The following is an 18,795-nucleotide window of genomic DNA, read 5'->3' on the forward strand; positions in this document are numbered from 1 at the left end:
AATCATTCGTCGCTGCTGTGGTGCTTGCCGCCGAGCTTGTCCATGACCGCGAAAAGGACGCCGGAGACGACAAAAGTCATGTGCAGGCCGACCTTCCAGGCAAGCTGGTCGTTGGTGTAGTTCTCGACATGCATGAAGGCCTTGAGCAGTTCGATCCCGGAAATGGCGACGATCGAGCCGATCAGTTTCATCTTCAGATCGGCAAACCCGACGTGGCCCATCCAGCTCGGCCGGTCTTCAGTATCGCCGGTGTTGATCTTGGAGACGAAATTCTCGTAACCGGCAAAGATGATGATGATCAGCAGGTTGGCGATCATCACCACGTCGATCAGGGTCAGGATGCCGATGATCACGTCGCTGCCTTCGGCGGTCAGCACGGTCGGGGCGAAGCTGATGAATTCCTTGACGAACTTGATCAGCAGAATGACGATCGCGAAGATCAGCCCCAGGTAGAAGGGCGCCAGCAGCCAGCGGCTGTTGAACATCAGAAGTTCGAGTTTGTGTTCGAGGGATTTCATGGGTGTGTGGTCCGCGAGTGGGAGGCGGCATATTGTGCAGTGCGGCAACCGAGAAATCCAGTCGATTGAAGTGCGGCGATGGCCTAGGCTGCGGACCGGGCGCCGGGAGATGGCCGGCGGCTTGGTGATTTCGCGTTTATTGTCCGGTTTTTCCGAAGTGACAATGGGGTATTGTCTGAGGCAATATCGCCCTCCTCAACAACAACGAAAGCCCGGTTGCCGGGCTTGACCATGGAAATATTCCTACTGCTCGCCCTGATTCTCCTCAATGGCGCTTTCGCCATGTCCGAAATTGCCCTGGTCACCGCCCGCCGGGCACGTCTGGCCAAACTGGCCGAAGGGGGCGACGGCGCTGCCGCCGTTGCGATCAAGCTGGGCGACGATCCCAATCGCTTCCTGTCCACGATACAGATCGGTATTACCTCGATCGGCATCCTCAACGGTATCGTCGGTGAGGCCGCGCTGGCCGGGCCGCTGGCCCTGTGGCTGCAATCCTTCGGCGTCGAGCAGGGGGCTAGCGAGATTGGTGCTACGGTACTCGTGGTCCTGGTCATCACCTATGTCTCCATTGTGGTCGGCGAACTGGTGCCCAAGCGGATCGGCCAGATCAATCCAGAGGGGATTGCTCGCCTGGTCGCCCGTCCGATGAACCTGCTGGCCATGATCTCCCGGCCCTTCGTCCGCTTGCTGTCGAGTTCGACCATGCTCCTGCTGGGGTTGATGGGACAGCGTGAAACCAAGGGGCCGAGCGTGACCGAAGAGGAAATCCACGCCATGCTGGTCGAGGGTTCCGAGGCCGGGGTCATCGAAAAGAACGAACACGCCATGGTGCGCAACGTATTCCGCCTCGACGAACGGCAAATCTCCTCATTGATGGTGCCGCGTTCGGATATTGTCTGGCTCGATGTCGAGAACACCATGGAGCAGAACCTGGCGGTGATCACCGAGTCGGAACACGCTCGCTTTCCGGTATGCCGCGGTGGTCTGGATAACATCCTCGGCGTGCTCAACGCGCGCCAGCTGCTCGGCAAGACCTTGCGCGGCAGCGAGGCCAGCCTCAGCGAAAAACTGCAGCCCGCCGTCTATGTGCCGGAATCGCTGACCGGGATGGAATTGCTCGAACAGTTCCGCTCTTCGGGCACCCAGGTGGTGTTCGTGGTTGATGAATACGGCGAGATCCAGGGCATGGTGACGCTGCAGGATCTGGTCGAGTCGGTGACCGGTGAGTTCGTCCCGAAAAACAAGGAGGATGCCTGGGCGATCCAGCGCGACGATGGCTCCTGGCTGCTCGACGGCCTGATTCCCCTGCTGGAACTGAAGGACACGCTGAGCATGAAAACCGTGCCGGAAGAAGAGAAGGGGCGCTACCACACGCTTTCCGGCATGGTGATGCTGTTGCTCGGGCGCCTGCCGGTGACCGGCGACAAGGCTTGCTGGGAGGGCTGGTCGTTCGAGGTCGTCGATCTGGACGGCAAGCGCATCGACAAGGTACTGGCGGCACGTTTGCCCGATGAACTGGGCGGTCCGCTCGAGATGTCGGCGGCCGAAGCCCCCACGGCACGCTCGCAGGACTGAACGATGCGGGACACTTCCCCGGCGGTGACGGCCTTCGCCCCGATCCATTTCTTTCGGGCGCGCTGGCACGGCCAGGTGTCGCACCGCCGTCTGTTCTACTGGGACATGCTGGGCGTGGCAACGCTGCTCAATGCCGCGCTGGCGCTGGTGTCGCTGATCCTGCTGGCCAAGGGCTGGGACGGTTCGGTCTGGCTGCTGCTGCACGCCGTGCTGGTGCCCTACAACATCTTCCTGCTGGCCAGCCTGTGGCGGCATGTGCACGCGCCTGCACTGTTCCGCGTGATCGGTACCGGCTGGTTCGGCATGACCTTGCTGGTTTAGGTCCGGCAGATATTTTCCAGACGCTTGTAGACGCAAAAAAGCCGGCAAGTTGCCGGCTAGTGAGTGCAGACGTTTGGTTAGGTGGCATTACTCTGAACAGCCGCACGCTGCACGTTCGGCAGGCCTGCCGATCTTGCCTGCCAAAGGTCGTATGCGGTTTGCTGCGCCAGCCAGGCATCGGCGCTGCCGCCGTTCTCGACGCCAAGCCATCCCTCGATGCGCAGTGCCATGTTCGGGGAAATCGCCGCCCTACCGTTCAGCACACGGGAAAGGGCGGCACGGGTGACGCCCAGCTGCACGGCAGCATCGGTGACGGTTAGCCCCAGGGCTGGCAGTACGTCTTCCCGCAGCGTTTCGCCGGGGTGCGGGGGGTTGAACATTCGACTCATCTTCTACCTCTCAGTGATAGTCCTGGTAATTGACCAGAATGGCGTCGCCATCCTCGAAGGTGAAGGTCAGGCGCCAGTTGCCATTCACCGTAACCGCGTAGTACCCGGCCAGATTGCCGAGCAGGCCGTGGAATTTCCATCCGGGCACGTTCATGTATTCCGGGGTCTTCGCTGCATCAAGGCGGATCAGCTGGCGCGATAGTCGTGCCGCGTGGTGCGGCTGGATGCCTGCCTTGCTGCCGGTCTCGAAAAAAGCCTCGAGCCCCTTGTGCTGAAAACTTTTAATCATGATTGATTGTATAGCGTAGCGTATCGGGTTGCAATTGATTGAGGCAGGGCAAGCCTGGTAGGGCGTTCCCCGATTCGGGCCTTGCCGCTGTTGCTTGGGGTTGTTTCGAGTTCGGCCAGGACGCGGTCGACGTCTTCAGGCGTTAAGTCAGCCAGGGGCGTTGCGCCCAGGCGATCCCCCAATACTGCAGGCGGGGTTTGTACATACGGTCGCGCACCGGAGTGAACGACAGGAAAACCGCCGCGATTTCCGCGACTGTTTCGGGCGTTTTGAAACCATTCTGCATTTGGACATCCTCCAAATCCGCTTCGGATTGAAAAAATGTCCCAACGGCCGCTAGGCCTTGTCAGATGGTGCCCCGAGCCAGACTCGAACTGGCACGCCTTTCGGCGGCGGATTTTGAATCCGCTGCGTCTACCGATTCCGCCATCGGGGCGAATGGAGCGCGGATTATCCCCGAATCACTTCTTTGGTTCAAGCACTTCCGGGCAGGGGAAGGCTTTGGCCAGGGCACCGGCGACCAGGGTAGCGGTGGTCACCGTGGTGTCGGGCGGTACGCGTTCGACGTGGATGACGACGGCACGGACCAGGCGCAACGAGAGGTCGGCGTCGTTGGGCAGGCAGAAAGCGTTGATGCGGACGCCGATCCTTTCGGCGAGAAAGTCGCTGACCGCGTAGCCGTCGGCGAAGCCGGCGACGTAGGAAATGCAGCGGTTGCTGCGGATGGCGAAGAAGGGGTCGGTATTTTTCTCGCCGGCGTAAAGGCGTTCCGCGCTGCGACAGTCCTCCAGCATTTCCTGGGCGGTGTAGGCGTGGGCGTGGCCGGCAAACAGCGCGGCGCAGAGGATGAGCAGTCTGATCATCGGGATTCGAACCAGGAAAGGGTGTCGTGGAGGCCGACGACGCTGCCGACCACTATCAGCGCGGGCGGCTTGATGCCAGCCTCGACGATGCGTTGCGGTAGCTGGTCGAGCGTGGACAGCAGGGTTTGCTGATCGGGCAGGGTGCCGCGGCGGATGATGGCGGCCGGCGTGCTGGCCGGCAGGCCGTGGGCGATCATCTGCCGGCAGATTTCCGGGGCGCCGCCAACGCCCATGTAGAAGACGACGGTTTGGCCCGGACGCGCCAGCGCCGGCCAGTCGAGATCGATACTGTGATCCTTCAGGTGACCGGTGACGAAGGTCACCGACTGGGCGTGATCGCGATGCGTCAGCGGAAAGCCCGCGTAGGCGGCGCAGCCAGCGGCGGCGGTGACGCCGGGGACGACCTCGAAAGCGATGCCGGCGGCGTGCAGGACTTCCAGTTCTTCACCGCCGCGACCGAAGATGAAGGGATCGCCACCCTTGAGCCGGACCACGGCCAAGCCTTGGCGGGCCAGATCGACCAGAAGCTGGTTGATTTCTTCCTGTTTGAGCGTGTGTTTCGCTGCCTTCTTGCCGACATAGACCTGGCGGGCCGAGGCCGGAAAGAGCGCGCGTACGCCTTCGCCGACCAGGTGGTCGTAGACGATGGCGTCGGCGCTGCCGATCAGGCGGGCGGCCTTGAGCGTCAGCAGGTCGGGGTCGCCGGGGCCGGCGCCGACCAGCCAGACCTTGCCGGTGGTGAGTATCGTGTTTTCAGTCATCAGCCCGGCATTCTGCAATACGCCGGGTGATGTGCGCCAGTGCTTCCTCAACCTGATCGATCAGGATCAGGCACAAGTCGCCGGCTTGCAGGCGGGCGAGTGCCGTGTCGATGGCGAGGAATTCGCCGGTGATCTCGTCGATCCGGCTGACGCGGGGAGCGTTGGCCAGGCCGCTGCGCAGCAGCGCGATGACTTCGCCGTCGGCGCGACCGCGCTGGCAGGCATCCTGGTAGAGAATGACGTCGTCGAAGGCCGGGCCGAGGATTTCCGTCTGCTGCCGGATATCCTCGTCACGCCGGTCGCCGGCGCCGCTGATGACGACTGCCCGGCGTTTGGCCGGCATGGCTTCGACGGCCTTGACCAGCGCCAGCATGGCGTCCGGGTTGTGACCGTAATCGGCAATCAGGGTGGCGCCGCGATAGTCGAAGACATTGAAGCGGCCCGGTGCCGTGGAGGCATCGCTGACGAATCCGCCGACGGCCTGTTCGATCTTCGCCCAGTTATAGCCGAGCGCCCAGGCGGTGGCGATGGCGGCCATCACGTTTTCGACCTGGAAACCGATGCTGCCGTTGCGGGTCAGCGGCACGCGTGCCAGCGGGATGCGGTGCTTGCGCCGACCTTCGCCGCAGACGATGTCGCCCTGGTCCACGTAGAGAACGCGCTTGCCCTGCGCGCGATGGGCGGCCAGGACCGGGGTTGCCGGATCGAGGGCGAAGAAGGTGACCTGACCCGGGCAGTGCTGGGCCATGGCGGCCACCACCGGGTCGGCCGCATTGAGGACGGCGGTGCCGCTGGGGGCAACGTTCTGGACGATGACGCGCTTGATCACCGCCAGGTCGTGTACGGTGGTGATGTAGTTGAGGCCGAGGTGATCGCCCAGGCCCAGATTGGTGACCACGGCAACGTCGCACATGTCGAAGCCGAGGCCCTCGCGCAGCAGGCCACCGCGCGCGGTTTCGAGCACGGCGGCATCGACATCGGGATGGGCGAGGACGTTGCGGGCGCTGCGCGGACCGGAGCAGTCGCCGGTATCGATACGCCGGTTCTGCACGTAGATGCCGTCGGTGCTGGTCATGCCGACGCGCAGGCCGTTTTCCTCGAAGATGCGGCCGATCAGGCGGCTGGTTGTGGTCTTGCCGTTGGTGCCGGTGACCGCGACGACGGGAATACGCCCGTTATCGCCATCGGGATACATCATGCCGACGATGGCCTCGCCGACTGGCCGGCCCTTGCCGAACGACGGGTCGAGGTGCATGCGCAGGCCGGGGGCGGCATTGACTTCGACGATACCGCCACCCTGATCTTCCAGCGGCTTCAACATGGTGTCGCAGACGACGTCGATGCCGGCGATGTCGAGCCCGACCGTTTGCGCGGCGGCAACGGCGGCGGCGGCGAGCTCGGGATGAACGTCGTCGGTGACGTCGGTAGCGGTGCCGCCGGTGGACAGGTTGGCGTTGTTGCGCAGCACGACGCGGACCCCGCGTTCCGGGATGGAGTCGGCGTTGTAGCCCTGCTCGGCGAGGCGGGCCAGCGCGATTTCATCGAAGCGGATCTTGGTCAGCGAGGTGGCGTGGCCGTCGGAGCGACGCGGATCGCTGTTGACGATGTCCACCAGCTCGCGGACGGTGTGCGTGCCGTCGCCGACGACCAGCGGCGGATCGCGGCGGGCGGCGGCGATCAGTTTGTCGCCGATGACCAGCAGGCGCCAGTCGTGGCCCGGCAGGTACTTTTCGACCATGATGTCGTCGAAGAAACCGACGGCGACCCGGTAAGCGTGGCGTACCTGTTGCTCGGTCGTCAGGTTCACCGAGATGCCCTTGCCCTGGTTGCCGTCCTGCGGCTTGACCACGACCGGCAGGCCGATTTCCTGCGCGGCCTGCCAGGCATCGTCCTCGTCGTCGACCGGGCGGCCGGTCGGCACGGCGACGCCGGCGGCGTGCAGCAATTGCTTGGTCAGCTCCTTGTCCTGTGCGATGGCCTCGGCGATGGCGCTGGTGTGGCTGGTTTCGGCCGCCTGGATGCGCTTTTGCTTGCTGCCCCAGCCGAACTGCACCAGGCTGCCCTGGGTCAGGCGGCGGTAGGGAATGCCGCGGGCCTGGGCGGCGGCGACGATGGCCCCGGTCGAGGGGCCGAGGCGGATGTCCTCGTCGAGGTCGCGCAATTCCTTGAGCGTTCCGTCGAGATCGAAGGGCGTGTCGTCGAGTGCTGCCTGACACAACTGTTCGGCACGTTCGAAAGCGAGCCGGCCGACGTCTTCCTCGGTGTATTCGACGACCACCTGGTAGACGCCCGGGTCGACGGTCTTGGCGGTGCGGCTGAAGGTGACCGGGCAACCCGCCTGCGCCTGCAGGCCGAGGGCGGCGAATTCGAGGGCATGGGCCATCGAGACAGTATCGAGATGGTCGGTCGGAATCAGTTCGGCCAGTTCCGGGAAGCGGGCACGCAGGCGCGCCTCGAAACCGGGCAGGTCGGCGATGGCGCACTCGGCACCGGTACAGGTGACGATGGCCTGGATGGCGGTGTGGCGGCTCCACAGGTTGGGGCCGCGCAGGGCACGGATACGGGAAACGTCCATGGTGATCTTGTGTTCCGAGCGTTAGTTACGGCCGGCGCCGGCGGGCTTGCGGGCGCGGCGGGGCAGCAGGGCGAAAGGGTCGGCCAGTTCGAGGCCGTAGGTCTTGATGCCGGTGACGATGACGTCCTGGGTCAGGCCGAGCGCCCAGCCGGCGGCAACGGCGGCGAGCACGTTGGCGATGGTTTCCGGGCGCTTGGCCTTGCCGATCGCCGGTACGTCGCCGAGCCGGCACAGACGGATTTCGTCCTGGCCGGTGCCGAGGTAGATCCGGCTCTCGCTGACGTAAACACCACGCTTGCCCGCCTGCAGGTGGGCGTCGAGCGCCGGACAGTCGGGATCGGTGGCGAACAGGATGACCTCGCCGTCGCACAGTTCGGCGAAGTCGGCGGCTTGCGGGTCACAGGCGTTGAGCACGGCGTAGCCGGACTTGAGGACGACGTCGACCTGGGTGCGGTAAGTCGAGCGCCAGGTCGTGTAGTACTCGCCGCCGGTCGGCTGAATGTCCCATTGCGACAGGTCTTCGACCGCCGGCAGCACATTGGTGACGACGCCGACCGAGCAGCGATCATAGGCCAGACCTTCGCCGAGGATGACCTTGCCGCCGTTCTCGATCACCGCTGCCTCGACGGCGCGGTTGAGCAGCAGCCGGCGACCGCCGGTCCAGTTGGCGGCATCGTTTTTCTGTACCTGGCGGCGGCCGAGGTAGAGGCCGTCGCTACAGGCCAGGCCGACCTGCTTGCCGGACAGGTGGAGCATGTGGGCGACCAGGCGGGCGACCGGCGTCTTGCCGCGCGAGCCGGAAATGCCGACGATCGGGACGCGGCCGCTTTCGCTCTCGGCGAACAGGTTGTCGACGATCGCCTGGCCGACCGGGCGCGGTTTGCCGATGCCAGGCTTGATGTGCATCAGCAGGCTGGGGCCGGCGTTGACCTCGACGATGGCGCCGCCTTGTTCGGCGAGCGGTTTCGAAACATCCTGGCAGACCAGGTCGATGCCGGCGATGTCGAGGCCGACGACGCGGGCGGCCAGCGCGGCGACGGCGGCGGTCTCGGGATGGACGTCGTCGGTGCAGTCGAAGGCGTGGTTGGCGTTGCGCTGGATCAGCACTTCGCGGTCGGCGGCCGGGATGCTGTCGCCGGTCAGACCCTGGCGTTCGAGTTCGATCTTGGCGGCTGTGTCGATGCGGATGATCGAGAGCGGGTGAAGTTCGGTTTCGCCACGGCGCGGGTCGATGTTGATCTGGCTGTCGATCAGTTGCTGGACGGTGGATTTGCCGTCGCCGCTGACCGTGATCAGGTCGCTGCGATTGGCGGCGACGAGCTTGCCGCCAACCACCAGCAGGCGGTGCTCGATGCCCTGGATCGAGCGTTCGACGAGGACGCCGGAGCCTTCCTCGGCGGCAATCGGGTAGGCCTTGCGCACCGCTTCCGGGGTCACCAGGTCAATGAAGACGCCGCGCCCGTGGTTGCCGTCGGTCGGTTTGACGACGACCGGGTAGCCGATGTCCTCGGCGGCGTCGACAGCATCGTCGGCGCTATCGACTTCGCGGCCTTCGGGGACCGGTACGCCGACCGAGGAAATCAGTTCCTTGGTCAGGTCCTTGTCACGCGAGATGGTCTCGGCGATGGCGCTGGTGGCGTCGGTTTCGGCTGTCCAGATGCGACGCATCGCGGCACCGTAGCCGAGCTGAACCAGATTGCCGTCGTCGAGCAGGCGGATGTGCGGGATCTTGCGCGCCTCGGCAGCGTTGACGATGGCTGCGGTCGACGGGCCGAGGTACTTGCGGTCGACCCTGCGCCGCAATACCTTGATCGCCGCGTCGAGGTCGAAAGCTTCGTCGTTGATCGCCGCAAGCAGCAGTTCGCGGCCGGTGTCCAGCGCCAGGCGGGTGCATTCGCCGTGAAAGTCGCTGACGATCAGCTTGTAGACGCCGCGCGTGGTCGTCTCGCGGGTGCGTCCGAAACCGTCGGGCAGGCCGGCCAGACTCATCAATTCGAGCGTGATGTGCTCGAGGATATGGCCAGCCCAGGTGCCCTCCTGCAGGCGGCGCAGGAAGCCGCCGCGCTCGTCGTAGTTGCAGCGGTGCTCGACCAGCCCGGGCAGCCAGGCGGCGAGGCGTTCATGGAGGCCGGGAATCTTGTTCGACGGCAGGTCTTCGAGTTCGCCGATGTCGATCCAGGTTTCCAGGCTGGGCGGATAGGTCCAGATGCTGGGTCCGCGCAGGGAAAACTGTTTCAGGAAGATGATGTCTTGTTTCTTCATGGGGTGGGCTGTTGCCGGCTGGGTGGGATGCGTTGTGTCCGAATGCGATTATTAACGTTTTTGCCGTTCTGCGGCTGACCGTTTGCGGAAAGTGTTACTCGTTGCTACCGGGCGTTACCTCGCCGCCACTAGAGGAAGCGGTCGAGCAGCTTGCGACTGTGCCGGTCGAGCCGGCTGAGGTCGCGCACCAGGTACTGGATGCCGTTGCCGTCGGCGATCAGCAGCCGGGTCGCCGACAGGCGACGGATGTCCTCTTCGCCCTTGAGCACCAGCGCGGTGTCGCCGCGGTCGGTGCGGACCTGCCAGGTGCTCGGGCAGGCGAAGCTGGACACCGACAGCAGCTGGGCGATCTCGGGCACGAATTCGCGGCTGGCCAGTTCTTCCTCGATCAGTGCGCGGGTTGCCGCCGGCAGGTCGGCGAGGCGGTCGGCCCAGCCGATTTCGTGGCCTTCGGCGCTGAGGATGGAGATGCCGTCGTCGGGGGCAGCGATCGGAAAGGCGCGGACCGGGGTGACGGCCTCGTGGCGGTCGCCGTTTTCGGCCTGAAAGACCAGTCGCCCGAAAGCGTCGCGGGTTAGCGTGAAGTTGGCCTGGCTCATCGCGGTTTCCTCAGACGGTCGCGGTTTTCGGCAGGTCCGGGGCAGCCGGTTCGGGCGCCTCGGTGTCGACGTTGCGGAGTTGTGCCATGTACAGCTTGTGGTAGTGGCCTTCGGCGGCCATCAGCGCGTCGTGGTTGCCGACTTCGACGATGCGGCCACGGTCCATGACCACCAGCCGGTCGGCCTTCCTCAGCGTGCTCAGGCGGTGGGCGATGGCGATCGTGGTACGACCCTTGACCAGGTTGTCGAGCGCCTTCTGGATTTCCTTCTCGGTTTCGGTATCGACCGCAGAGGTTGCTTCGTCGAGGATCAGGATCTTTGGGTCGATGAGCAGCGCCCGGGCAATCGAGATGCGCTGGCGCTCGCCGCCGGACAGGCCCTGGCCGCGTTCGCCGACCAGCGAGTCGTAGCCGTGCGGCAGGCGCAGGATGAATTCGTGGGCGTGGGCGGCGCGGGCGGCGGCGACGATTTCCTCGCGCGTCGCGTCGGGCTTGCCGTAGGCGATGTTGTCAGCGATGGTGCCGAAGAACAGGAAGGGCTCCTGCAGGACCAGGCCGATGTGGCTGCGGAACTCGGCGACCGGCACCGAGCGCACGTCGACGCCGTCGATCAGCATCTGGCCCTCGGTGACGTCGTAGAAGCGGCAGATCAGGTTCACCAGCGTCGACTTGCCGGAGCCGGAATGGCCGACCAGGCCGATCATCTCGCCCGGTTCGATGACCAGGTCGACGTCCTTGGTGACGGCGCGGGTGCCGTAGCGGAAGCAGGCCTGCTTGAGTTCGATGCGGCCGGTGACTTTTTCCAGATGCACCGGGTTGGTCGGCTCGGGCACGCTGGAAACATGGTCGAGGATGTCGAAGATGCGCTTGGTGCTCGAGGCGGCGCGCTGGGTCGCCGAGACGATGCGGCTCATCGAGTCGAGGCGGGTGTAGAAGCGGCCGATGTAGGCGAGGAAGGCGGTCAGCGTGCCCACCGTCGAATCGCCGTGGGCGATCTGCCAGATGCCGAAGACCCAGACGACGAGCAGGCCGACCTCGGTGAGCAGCGTCACCGTCGGGGTGAACAGAGACCAGGTGCGGTTGAGCTTGTCGTTCATCTGCAGGTTGTGCTCGTTGGCGGCGCGGAAGCGCTCACCTTCTCGCTTCTCCTGGGCGAAGGCCTTGACCACGCGGATGCCGGGGATGGTGTCGGCCAGCACGTTGGTCACTTCGGCCCAGACGCGGTCGATCTTCTCGAAGCCGGTGCGCAGCTTCTCCCGGACGAAGTGGATCAGCCAGGCGATGACCGGCAGCGGCAGCAGCGTGACCAGCGCCAACCAGGGGTTGATCGAGAACAGGATGACGGCGGTCATCGTGATCATCAGCACGTCGGTGGCGAAGTTGAGCAGGTCGAGCGAGAGGAAGATGTTGATGCGGTCGGTTTCGTTGCCGATGCGCGCCATCAGGTCGCCGGTGCGCTTGCCGCCGAAATATTCGAGCGACAGGCCGAGCAGGTGGTCGTAGGTCTGGGTGCGCAGGTCGCGGCCCATGCGCTCGGAGACCAGCGACAGGATGTAGGTGCGGATCCAGCCCAGTCCCCAGGCGACGATGGCCGCACCGAGCAGGCCGCCGAGGTACATGCCGACCAGGTTCCAGTCAATCGGCTGGCCGTTCTGGAACGGGATCAGCACGTTGTCCATCAGCGGCATCGTCAGGTAGGGCGGCACCAGTTGCGCTGCGGTCGACGCCAGGGTCAGCACGAAGCCGAGGAAGAGCTGCCAGCGGTAGGGCCGGGCGAAACGCCACAGGCGGAACAAGGTCCAGGTCGACGGGGCGACCGTCGCCTCGCGATTGCAGATCGGGCATTCCTCGGCGCCCGGCGGCAGCGGGGTCTTGCACTTCGGGCAGCTTTCGGCTTCCGGGCGTTGCGGCGGCTGGCCGCAGACCAGACTGTCGCGGTGCAGGTCGAATTCGTCGATCAGGCGCAGCGCCGCCAGGTTGTTGGCCAGGGTGTAGCGCCAGCAGGCCAGGCGGCCATTGCCGTCGAGCAGTTCGAGTGTGCCGACGCCGGCATGGTCGTGGTGGTCAAGGCGCAGGCCGGCGGTGAGCGGCCATTCGCGAATCTGGCCGTCGGCATCGACGGCGATCAGGTGCAGGTCGGTGACGGCGATCAGGCCGCGGGCAAAGCGCAGGCGGCCATCGAGGTCGGTTTCCAGCCAGGCGGCCAGGGTTTCGGTGGGGGCGATTCGGCTTCCGATCGTTGCCGCCCAGGGTTCGGGCAATATCGCTGGGGCGACGGGAACGGAGATTTCGGCGTGCTGCATCAAGGGCTCGTAGGGGCGAGGAATGGGCTTTAACGTATCGGCGGGCGGACGGTTGACCGTCGCCTGCCTTAAAATCGCGACTTTGGTTATTTGTCCGGTCGACGTGGCGAAAATTGTGATCTTCAACAAGCCTTACGGCGTGCTCAGCCAGTTTACGCCGGAAGGTCGCTGGCGGGGGCTCGGCGAGTTCATTTCGCTGAAGGATGTCTATGTCGCCGGCCGCCTCGACGCCGACAGCGAGGGGCTGTTGCTGCTCACCGACGACGGGCGCCTGCAGGCGCGTATCGCCGATCCCAAACACAAGCTGGTCAAGACCTACTGGGCGCAGGTCGAGGGCGAGCCGGCGGAAGCCGATCTTGACCGTCTGCGCGCCGGCATCCGCTTGTCCGATTTCACCGCGCAACCGGCGCAGGTGCGTCGTATCGACGAGCCGCCCGGACTGTGGCTGCGCGATCCGCCGATCCGTTACCGGGCGGCGATTCCCACTTCATGGCTTGAAATCCGCATCGCCGAAGGCAAGAACCGCCAGGTGCGGCGGATGGGCGCGGCCATCGGTTATCCTGTACTGCGCCTGGTCCGGGCGGCGGTCGGCAAGTTGTCGGTGGCCGGACTGGCGCCGGGCGAATGGCGTTTAATGGAAGGAAATATCAATGATCTGCGTGCGTGAATCGCGATTGCTCAGGCATGGCCTGGCGGCCCTGCTGGCCATTGGCCTGAATCTGACGGCTTGGGCCCAGGAAGCCATGCCGGTGATCGAACTGAGCGCCGGCTTCCATCGCATCGAAGCCGAAGTGGCGGCGCAGGACCGGCATCGTCAGGTTGGCCTGATGCATCGTCCGACCATGCCGGCACAGCGCGGCATGCTGTTCGTCTTTCCGCAGGCCAATACGCACTGCATGTGGATGCGCAACACCTTTATCCCGCTGTCGGTCGCCTTCCTGGACGAGGAAGGGCGGATCATCAACATCGAGGACATGACGCCGCACAGCGAGGACAACCACTGTGCCCGGCGGCCGGCGCGTTACGCGCTGGAAATGAATCGCGGCTGGTTCGCGCAACGCGGTATCACACCGGGCAGCAAGCTGCGCGGTCTGGAACGCGCGCCGGCACCGCGTTGATGCGCCCAGGCTGGTTTTCCCGCTTACCCGCCCATGCGCCGGTGGGGAGCTTGCGCCGCTGGCTGACCGAGCCCGATTCGCTGACTGCGCGTTGTCAGCGTCATTGCCGGCAATTCCGGGTGCGCGTTGTGTTTCAGGGGCGCTGCCGGCCGCTGGCCGACGAAGCATTGCGGGCGCAATTGCCGGTGCGCGAGGTGTTGCTCGAGTGCGACGGCGTGCCGGTGATTTTTGCCCACAGCGTCCTGTCGCAGACGCGCAGCGGGCGTCTGGGGCGCTGGTTTGCAAATCTGGGTGGCCGTTCGCTGGGGTCGCTGTTATTTACCCATCCGGGTTTCCGGCGCGGGCCGATCGAATTCCTGCGGATCGACCGTCATCATCCGCTGCATCGGCGGGTTGCTGCCTTGGTCGGCGATGCGCCGGCCTTCTGGGCGCGGCGCTCACGGCATGTGCTGGGCAGCGGCAGCGTGCTGGTGACCGAAGTCTTCCTGCCGGTGATTACTTCTCTTCGCCGTCCTGTGGCGGTTTCTGCGGGCGGAAACTGATCCGGCGCTGCATGAAGCCAGGCAGGTTCATCGGGTGCGCCTGACGGCTCAGCGCGAAGCTGAGGAAGAACTTGCACCAGATGGTCGAGCCAGCAAGGGCCATCCAGGTATCGTATTCGAGTTCACCGGCCAGTACGCCAGCGATGGTGGCGGCGGTGATGCTGCCGGCAACCAGGTTGATCACGGCCTCGTAAGGCGCCCATTTCTCCGGATTGGGTGGCGATTCGCCGTGCTTGATCGCGACTTCGGAGAAATCCTTGTTGATGGCGATGCGCCAGGCCCGACGCAACCAGAAGAAGGTGATGGGAAAAAGCGCCAGGAAAAGAATCCAGGTCATTGCGATGTGGACATTGAAAGCCATTTGAACCTCGGTACTTCACGAGCCGGCAACAGGCCGGTCCGACAATAAAAAACCCCGCAGACATCGCCTACGGGGTTTCGAATCTCCCGCCCGATGTCCGGACGGGAGAGCTTACCTCAATACTGCTTAGTGTGCGCCATCAACAGCCTTGGCACCGCGCGGGATACGCACGTTTTCAACCATGGCCTGGATGTGCTCCGGCGGTTCCTTGGTCATCTTGTCGACGATGAAGGCCACCAGGAAGTTGACCAGCGCGCCGATGGCACCGAAGGCTTCCGGCGTGATGCCGAAGAAGCTGTTGGCGCCGCCGATTGCGTCGACGAACTCGGTGCCCTTGATGAAGAAGATACCCTTGTGAGCGAACACGTAGATCAGGGTGACAGCCAGACCAGCCAGCATGCCGGCGATGGCGCCTTCCTTGTTCATCTTCTTGGAGAAGATACCCATCATGATGGCGGGGAACAGGGAGGAGGCGGCAATACCGAAGGCCAGGGCAACCGTACCGGCAGCGAAGCCCGGGGGGTTGAGGCCGAGGTAACCGGCGATGACGATGGCGACCGCCATGGAGATCTTGCCGGCGCGCAGTTCGCCTTGCTCGGAGATGTTCGGCATGAACACACCCTTGACCAGGTCATGCGAGACAGCAGCGGAGATCGCCATCAGCAGACCAGCAGCGGTCGACAGCGCGGCAGCCAGACCACCGGCAGCAACCAGGGCGATAACCCAGTTCGGCAGCAGCGCGATTTCCGGATTGGCCAGCACGATGATGTCGGCGTTGACCGTCAGCTCGTTACCCTTCCAGCCAGCAGCTTCGGCCTTGGCCTTGGCATCGGCGTTCTTGGTCTTGTCGTTGTAGTACTGGATGCGACCGTCGCCGTTCTTGTCTTCGAACTTCAACAGGCCGGTCTTTTCCCAACGCTTCATCCAGTCCGGACGATTTTCGTAGACCAGGGAGGCTTCTTCGGCATATACGTCGCCGCGGGCCTTGATCGTTTCGGCATTGACCTTCATCGAACCGTCAGCAGCCGTTTCCAGACCAACAGCGGAGTTGACCGTGGCGTGCAGGTTCATCTTGGCCATGGCAGCAACGGCCGGAGCGGTCGTGTACAGCAGGGCGATGAAGACCAGTGCCCAGCCAGCGGACGAACGGGCGTCGGAAACCTTGGCCACCGTGAAGAACCGCATGATGACGTGCGGCAGACCGGCAGTGCCGATCATCAGCGACATCGTGTACACGAACATGTTCAGGGTGGAACCCGGAATCGAGGTCGTGTATTGGTTGAAGCCGAGGTCGGTGACAACCTGGTCAAGCTTGGTCAGCAGGGAGATATCGGTGCCGCTGATCGAGGCGCCCAGACCCAGTTGCGGGATCGGGTTGCCGGTCAGCTGCAGCGAGATGAACACAGCCGGAACCGTGTAGGCCAGGATCAGCACGATGTACTGGGCAACCTGGGTGTAGGTGATGCCCTTCATGCCGCCGAACACGGCGTAGGCGAACACGATACCCATACCGATGTAGATACCCATTTCGCTGGAAACGCCCAGGAAGCGGGAGAAGGCCACACCGACACCGGTCATCTGACCGATGATGTAGGTGATCGACGCGGTCAGCAGACAGATCACGGCCACCGTGGAAGCGGTTTGCGAGTAGAAACGGTCACCGATGAACTGGGGAACCGTGAACTTGCCGAACTTCCGGAGGTACGGCGCCAGCAGCATCGCCAGCAGAACGTAACCACCCGTCCAGCCCATGAGGAACAGGCCGCCGCCGTAACCCATGTTGGAGATCAGACCGGCCATCGAGATGAACGAGGCGGCAGACATCCAGTCGGCGGCAGTTGCCATACCGTTGGTCACAGGGTGAACGCTACCGCCGGCAGCGTAGAACTCGGACGTGCTACCGGCACGTGCCCAGATCGCGATCCCGATGTACAGCGCGAAAGATGCGCCGACCACCAGGTAAGTCATAGTTTGCAGATCCATGCTGGCTCCTTATTCTTCGTGCACGTCGAACTTGCGGTCGAGGTCGCCCATTGCCTTGGCGTAATAGAAAATCAAGGCAATGAAGATGTAGATAGAGCCCTGGTGAGCAAACCAGAAGCCCAGCGGGTAACCCCCGAGTGAAATGCCGTTGAGTGCGGGCGCAAATAGGATGCCGGCACCGAACGAGCACACGAACCAGATCGCCAGGATCTTACCCAGCAGACCGAGCGTGGCTGACCAGTAGGCCTTGCCTTGATCGTCCATTGTTATCTCCTCCAGAAAATTTAAAGGGACGGGCTGCGCTTTCACAGCACCGCCACGGTCCGCAGTTTGGGTGGGCAAGCTTACAGTTTGCTGACAGGCGTTTGATAAAGCGTAATTCGTTGCATGAAATATTTCGGACATGAAATAAGGGAGTCTCAGGCTCCCTTTATCGGTGGCGGCGAACGGCTTCTGGCTATGAGAACCAAGTGAATCTTGTGGGTGCTTTTGGCCACATTCATACCAGTTAACGGAGGCTTCACGCTCGCTTGTCATAGTTCCCCAACGATCATTCGTGTTGCACACAGGATGAGCTTCGAGGGGATGTCAAAGTGTCAGAGAATGTTTGGTTTGTCGATTTGGGGCGGCTTGTTTGCAGGCGGGCCTTGTGGCTCCTTGCCTTGCCGGTGCTGGCCGCGCACGCGCAGACGCCGGCTGACATCAATGCTGCCGGCCGCCAGGCCGATTTCGTCCAGCGCCAACTACAGGAGCGCCTGCAGGAAGAAATCGAGCGGGCGCGCAAGGCGGTGCCGGCGGTTGGCGGTGCCGATCTGCGCCAGGCGCCGCAGCCTGCCGTCAGTCCAGGCGGTGCCTGCCGGCAGATCGACGAACTGGTCATCGACGGCGGCGAGCGCCTGCGCCAGCGTACCGTGCTCGACCTGTCGGCGCGCTTCGTCGGGCGTTGCCTCGGCGTCGCCGAGATCGAGCAGATCCTGGCCGGAATTACCGCTGATTACATCGAGCAGGGCTACATCACCACGCGCGCCTACCTGCCTGCCCAGGATCTGGGTAGCGGTCGCCTAAGCATCGTCATCGTCGAGGGCGTCATCGAGGGCTATCAGCTCGAGGGTGAGGGCGCGCAGAAAATCTTCGTTCCCGGTGTCTTTCCCGGAGCGCCCGGCGACCGGCTCAACCTGCGCGACCTCGAGCAGGGTATCGATCAGATCAACCGTCTGGCTGCCAACCAGGCAACGATGGAGGTGCGTCCCGGCAGCAAGTCGGGGCAAAGCATTGTCGTCGTCCGCAACCGGCGCACGCTGCCCGCACACCTGTACATGAGCTACGACAATATGGGCGCCGAATCGACCGGCAGGCGCGCTTACGCACTGACCGCGACGATTGATTCGCCGCTGGCGCTCAATGAACGCTGGATGTTCACCAGCCGTCGCTCGCATCCGGGCGACGACGAGCACAAGTCGGGTAGCGACGCCTTCGATTTCTGGTTGCCGGTCGGTAACTGGTCGTTTGGTTTCAATGTCAGCCGCTCAACCTATGTCAACGTGCTGCAACTGGCCTCTGGGACCAGGATGCACACTAATGGCGAAACCCGTACTCAGACATTGACTGTGGATCGGTTGGCCTATCGCGACCAAGCGTCGAAGTTAACGGTATTCGGCCGGGTTTCGGTGCAGGACGCACGCAACTACATGATGCAGCAGCTACTCGAAGTGAACAGCCGCAAGCTGGCGATCGCCGAACTGGGCACCAGCGGCTTCCTGCTTGCTGGTGGCGGTGTGATCAATGCCCAACTGGTCTATGCCCAGGGGCTGAAGGCCTTTGGTGCGCTCGAGGACCCCAGCGACATCAACCACGATGCGCCGCGCGCCCAGTTCAAGAAGCTCAACCTTGATCTCGGTTTCAGTCGGCCGCTGGCCCTGGGTGATTTTGCCCTGAACTGGTCGAGCCAGCTCAGCTACCAGTATGCGCAACGTCCGCTCTACGGCTCGCAGCAGATTCAGATCGGCGGCATCGGCAGCGTCCGCGGCTTCATGCGCAACAGCATCGCCGGCGACCGTGGCTACTACTGGCGCAACGAACTGGCCTGGCCGTGGCAGACATCTTTCGCCGGCGAGAGCTGGCGCGGCCGGCTGTATGCCGCCTATGACACCGGTAGCGTCCGTGGCATCGCCAGCGGCACTGCCAGCGGGCAACTGGCTGGTGCCACCGTCGGACTCGCTGCGCAATGGCGCGGCGCCGCCTTGGAGCTGTACAACAGCCGCCCAGTCGACGTGCCGGCTACCTGGACGAGGGAAGCGCCGCAAACCTGGTTCCGTGTCTCTTATGCATTTTGAGGAT

General features: G+C 63.9%; 19 protein-coding genes and 1 tRNA gene. 6 read left to right on the plus strand and 14 right to left on the minus strand.

From position 1 onward, the window contains the following. Nucleotides 1-2 precede the first annotated feature (2 nt). Nucleotides 3-518 carry a TIGR00645 family protein gene (locus AADV58_RS06715; RefSeq protein ID WP_028996097.1) on the minus strand — a complete coding sequence of 172 codons (516 nt, stop codon included), beginning with the start codon at nucleotides 516-518 and terminating at the stop codon, nucleotides 3-5. Between the two features lie 231 nt (nucleotides 519-749). On the opposite strand from AADV58_RS06715, the gene AADV58_RS06720 reads away from it, so the two are divergent. Together AADV58_RS06720 and AADV58_RS06725 are read left to right on the plus strand one after the other, a co-directional pair. Continuing rightward, the gene (locus AADV58_RS06720; protein WP_341744383.1) at nucleotides 750-2,093 is read left to right on the plus strand and encodes a hemolysin family protein; all 1,344 of its coding nucleotides are present in this window, start codon (nucleotides 750-752) and stop codon (nucleotides 2,091-2,093) included. Between the two features lie 3 nt (nucleotides 2,094-2,096). Then, nucleotides 2,097-2,414: a hypothetical protein gene (locus AADV58_RS06725; RefSeq protein WP_051295542.1), complete on the plus strand. Its 318-nt coding sequence runs from the start codon at nucleotides 2,097-2,099 to the stop codon at nucleotides 2,412-2,414. Between the two features lie 77 nt (nucleotides 2,415-2,491). Here AADV58_RS06725 and AADV58_RS06730 read toward each other — a convergent pair whose 3' ends face one another. The 10 genes from AADV58_RS06730 to AADV58_RS06775 all read right to left on the minus strand — a co-directional run bounded on the left by AADV58_RS06730 (nucleotide 2,492) and on the right by AADV58_RS06775 (nucleotide 12,454). Next, nucleotides 2,492-2,803 carry a HigA family addiction module antitoxin gene (locus AADV58_RS06730; protein WP_028996094.1) on the minus strand — a complete coding sequence of 104 codons (312 nt, stop codon included), beginning with the start codon at nucleotides 2,801-2,803 and terminating at the stop codon, nucleotides 2,492-2,494. Nucleotides 2,804-2,813: 10 nt separating this feature from the next. Further along, on the minus strand, nucleotides 2,814-3,092 hold the full coding sequence (locus tag AADV58_RS06735) for a type II toxin-antitoxin system RelE/ParE family toxin (RefSeq protein WP_341744384.1): 279 nt from the start codon (nucleotides 3,090-3,092) through the stop codon (nucleotides 2,814-2,816). Between the two features lie 142 nt (nucleotides 3,093-3,234). Continuing rightward, nucleotides 3,235-3,378 (minus strand): hypothetical protein, encoded by a 144-nt coding sequence (locus tag AADV58_RS06740; RefSeq protein WP_341744385.1) that lies wholly within the window; start codon nucleotides 3,376-3,378, stop codon nucleotides 3,235-3,237. 65 nt (nucleotides 3,379-3,443) lie between these two features. Beyond that, nucleotides 3,444-3,528, minus strand: a tRNA-Leu gene (locus AADV58_RS06745). A 25-nt stretch (nucleotides 3,529-3,553) separates the two neighbouring features. Further along, on the minus strand, nucleotides 3,554-3,955 hold the full coding sequence (locus tag AADV58_RS06750; protein ID WP_028996092.1) for a Rap1a/Tai family immunity protein: 402 nt from the start codon (nucleotides 3,953-3,955) through the stop codon (nucleotides 3,554-3,556). Beyond that, the gene (cobA, locus tag AADV58_RS06755) at nucleotides 3,952-4,716 is read right to left on the minus strand and encodes a uroporphyrinogen-III C-methyltransferase (RefSeq protein ID WP_341744386.1); all 765 of its coding nucleotides are present in this window, start codon (nucleotides 4,714-4,716) and stop codon (nucleotides 3,952-3,954) included. Before cobA ends, AADV58_RS06750 begins: the two co-directional genes overlap by 4 nt. After that, nucleotides 4,709-7,291 carry a cyanophycin synthetase gene (cphA, locus tag AADV58_RS06760; protein ID WP_341744387.1) on the minus strand — a complete coding sequence of 861 codons (2,583 nt, stop codon included), beginning with the start codon at nucleotides 7,289-7,291 and terminating at the stop codon, nucleotides 4,709-4,711. Before cphA (AADV58_RS06760) ends, cobA begins: the two co-directional genes overlap by 8 nt. Nucleotides 7,292-7,312: 21 nt before the next feature. After that, complete coding sequence (cphA, locus tag AADV58_RS06765) at nucleotides 7,313-9,553, minus strand: cyanophycin synthetase (RefSeq protein ID WP_341744388.1); 2,241 nt, start codon at nucleotides 9,551-9,553, stop codon at nucleotides 7,313-7,315. A 128-nt stretch (nucleotides 9,554-9,681) separates the two neighbouring features. Further along, nucleotides 9,682-10,152: a DUF1854 domain-containing protein gene (locus AADV58_RS06770; protein ID WP_028996089.1), complete on the minus strand. Its 471-nt coding sequence runs from the start codon at nucleotides 10,150-10,152 to the stop codon at nucleotides 9,682-9,684. 10 nt (nucleotides 10,153-10,162) lie between these two features. Then, nucleotides 10,163-12,454, minus strand: coding sequence for an ABC transporter ATP-binding protein (locus tag AADV58_RS06775; protein ID WP_341744389.1), 2,292 nt, complete (start codon nucleotides 12,452-12,454; stop codon nucleotides 10,163-10,165). Nucleotides 12,455-12,569: 115 nt separating this feature from the next. Between AADV58_RS06775 and AADV58_RS06780 the strand changes: the two genes are divergently transcribed. Genes AADV58_RS06780 through AADV58_RS06790 form a run of 3 tightly spaced genes read left to right on the plus strand, consistent with a single transcriptional unit; the run spans nucleotide 12,570 to nucleotide 14,114 of the window. Then, nucleotides 12,570-13,121: a pseudouridine synthase gene (locus AADV58_RS06780; protein ID WP_341744390.1), complete on the plus strand. Its 552-nt coding sequence runs from the start codon at nucleotides 12,570-12,572 to the stop codon at nucleotides 13,119-13,121. Next, a complete protein-coding gene (locus tag AADV58_RS06785; RefSeq protein WP_043421907.1) occupies nucleotides 13,105-13,572 on the plus strand; it encodes a DUF192 domain-containing protein in 468 nt (155 codons plus the stop codon). Before AADV58_RS06780 ends, AADV58_RS06785 begins: the two co-directional genes overlap by 17 nt. A gap of 50 nt (nucleotides 13,573-13,622) precedes the next feature. Further along, nucleotides 13,623-14,114, plus strand: coding sequence for a chorismate--pyruvate lyase family protein (locus AADV58_RS06790; RefSeq protein WP_341744391.1), 492 nt, complete (start codon nucleotides 13,623-13,625; stop codon nucleotides 14,112-14,114). Here AADV58_RS06790 and AADV58_RS06795 read toward each other — a convergent pair. From AADV58_RS06795 to AADV58_RS06805, 3 genes are all read right to left on the minus strand, one after another. Then, nucleotides 14,068-14,475, minus strand: coding sequence for a hypothetical protein (locus tag AADV58_RS06795; RefSeq protein WP_051295540.1), 408 nt, complete (start codon nucleotides 14,473-14,475; stop codon nucleotides 14,068-14,070). The two genes, AADV58_RS06790 and AADV58_RS06795, sit on opposite strands and share 47 nt — an antisense overlap. Nucleotides 14,476-14,601: 126 nt before the next feature. Then, nucleotides 14,602-16,458 (minus strand): sodium:solute symporter family protein, encoded by a 1,857-nt coding sequence (locus AADV58_RS06800; protein WP_028996085.1) that lies wholly within the window; start codon nucleotides 16,456-16,458, stop codon nucleotides 14,602-14,604. Between the two features lie 9 nt (nucleotides 16,459-16,467). Beyond that, entirely contained in the window at nucleotides 16,468-16,722 is a 255-nt protein-coding gene (locus tag AADV58_RS06805) for a DUF4212 domain-containing protein (protein ID WP_028996084.1), read from the minus strand. A gap of 383 nt (nucleotides 16,723-17,105) precedes the next feature. Between AADV58_RS06805 and AADV58_RS06810 the strand changes: the two genes are divergently transcribed. Next, a complete protein-coding gene (locus AADV58_RS06810; protein WP_028996083.1) occupies nucleotides 17,106-18,791 on the plus strand; it encodes a ShlB/FhaC/HecB family hemolysin secretion/activation protein in 1,686 nt (561 codons plus the stop codon). Nucleotides 18,792-18,795 lie beyond the last annotated feature (4 nt).

It is taken from the genome of Azonexus hydrophilus, from assembly GCF_038368255.1.
In the GTDB taxonomy this organism is placed as follows: Bacteria; Pseudomonadota; Gammaproteobacteria; order Burkholderiales; family Rhodocyclaceae; genus Azonexus; species Azonexus hydrophilus.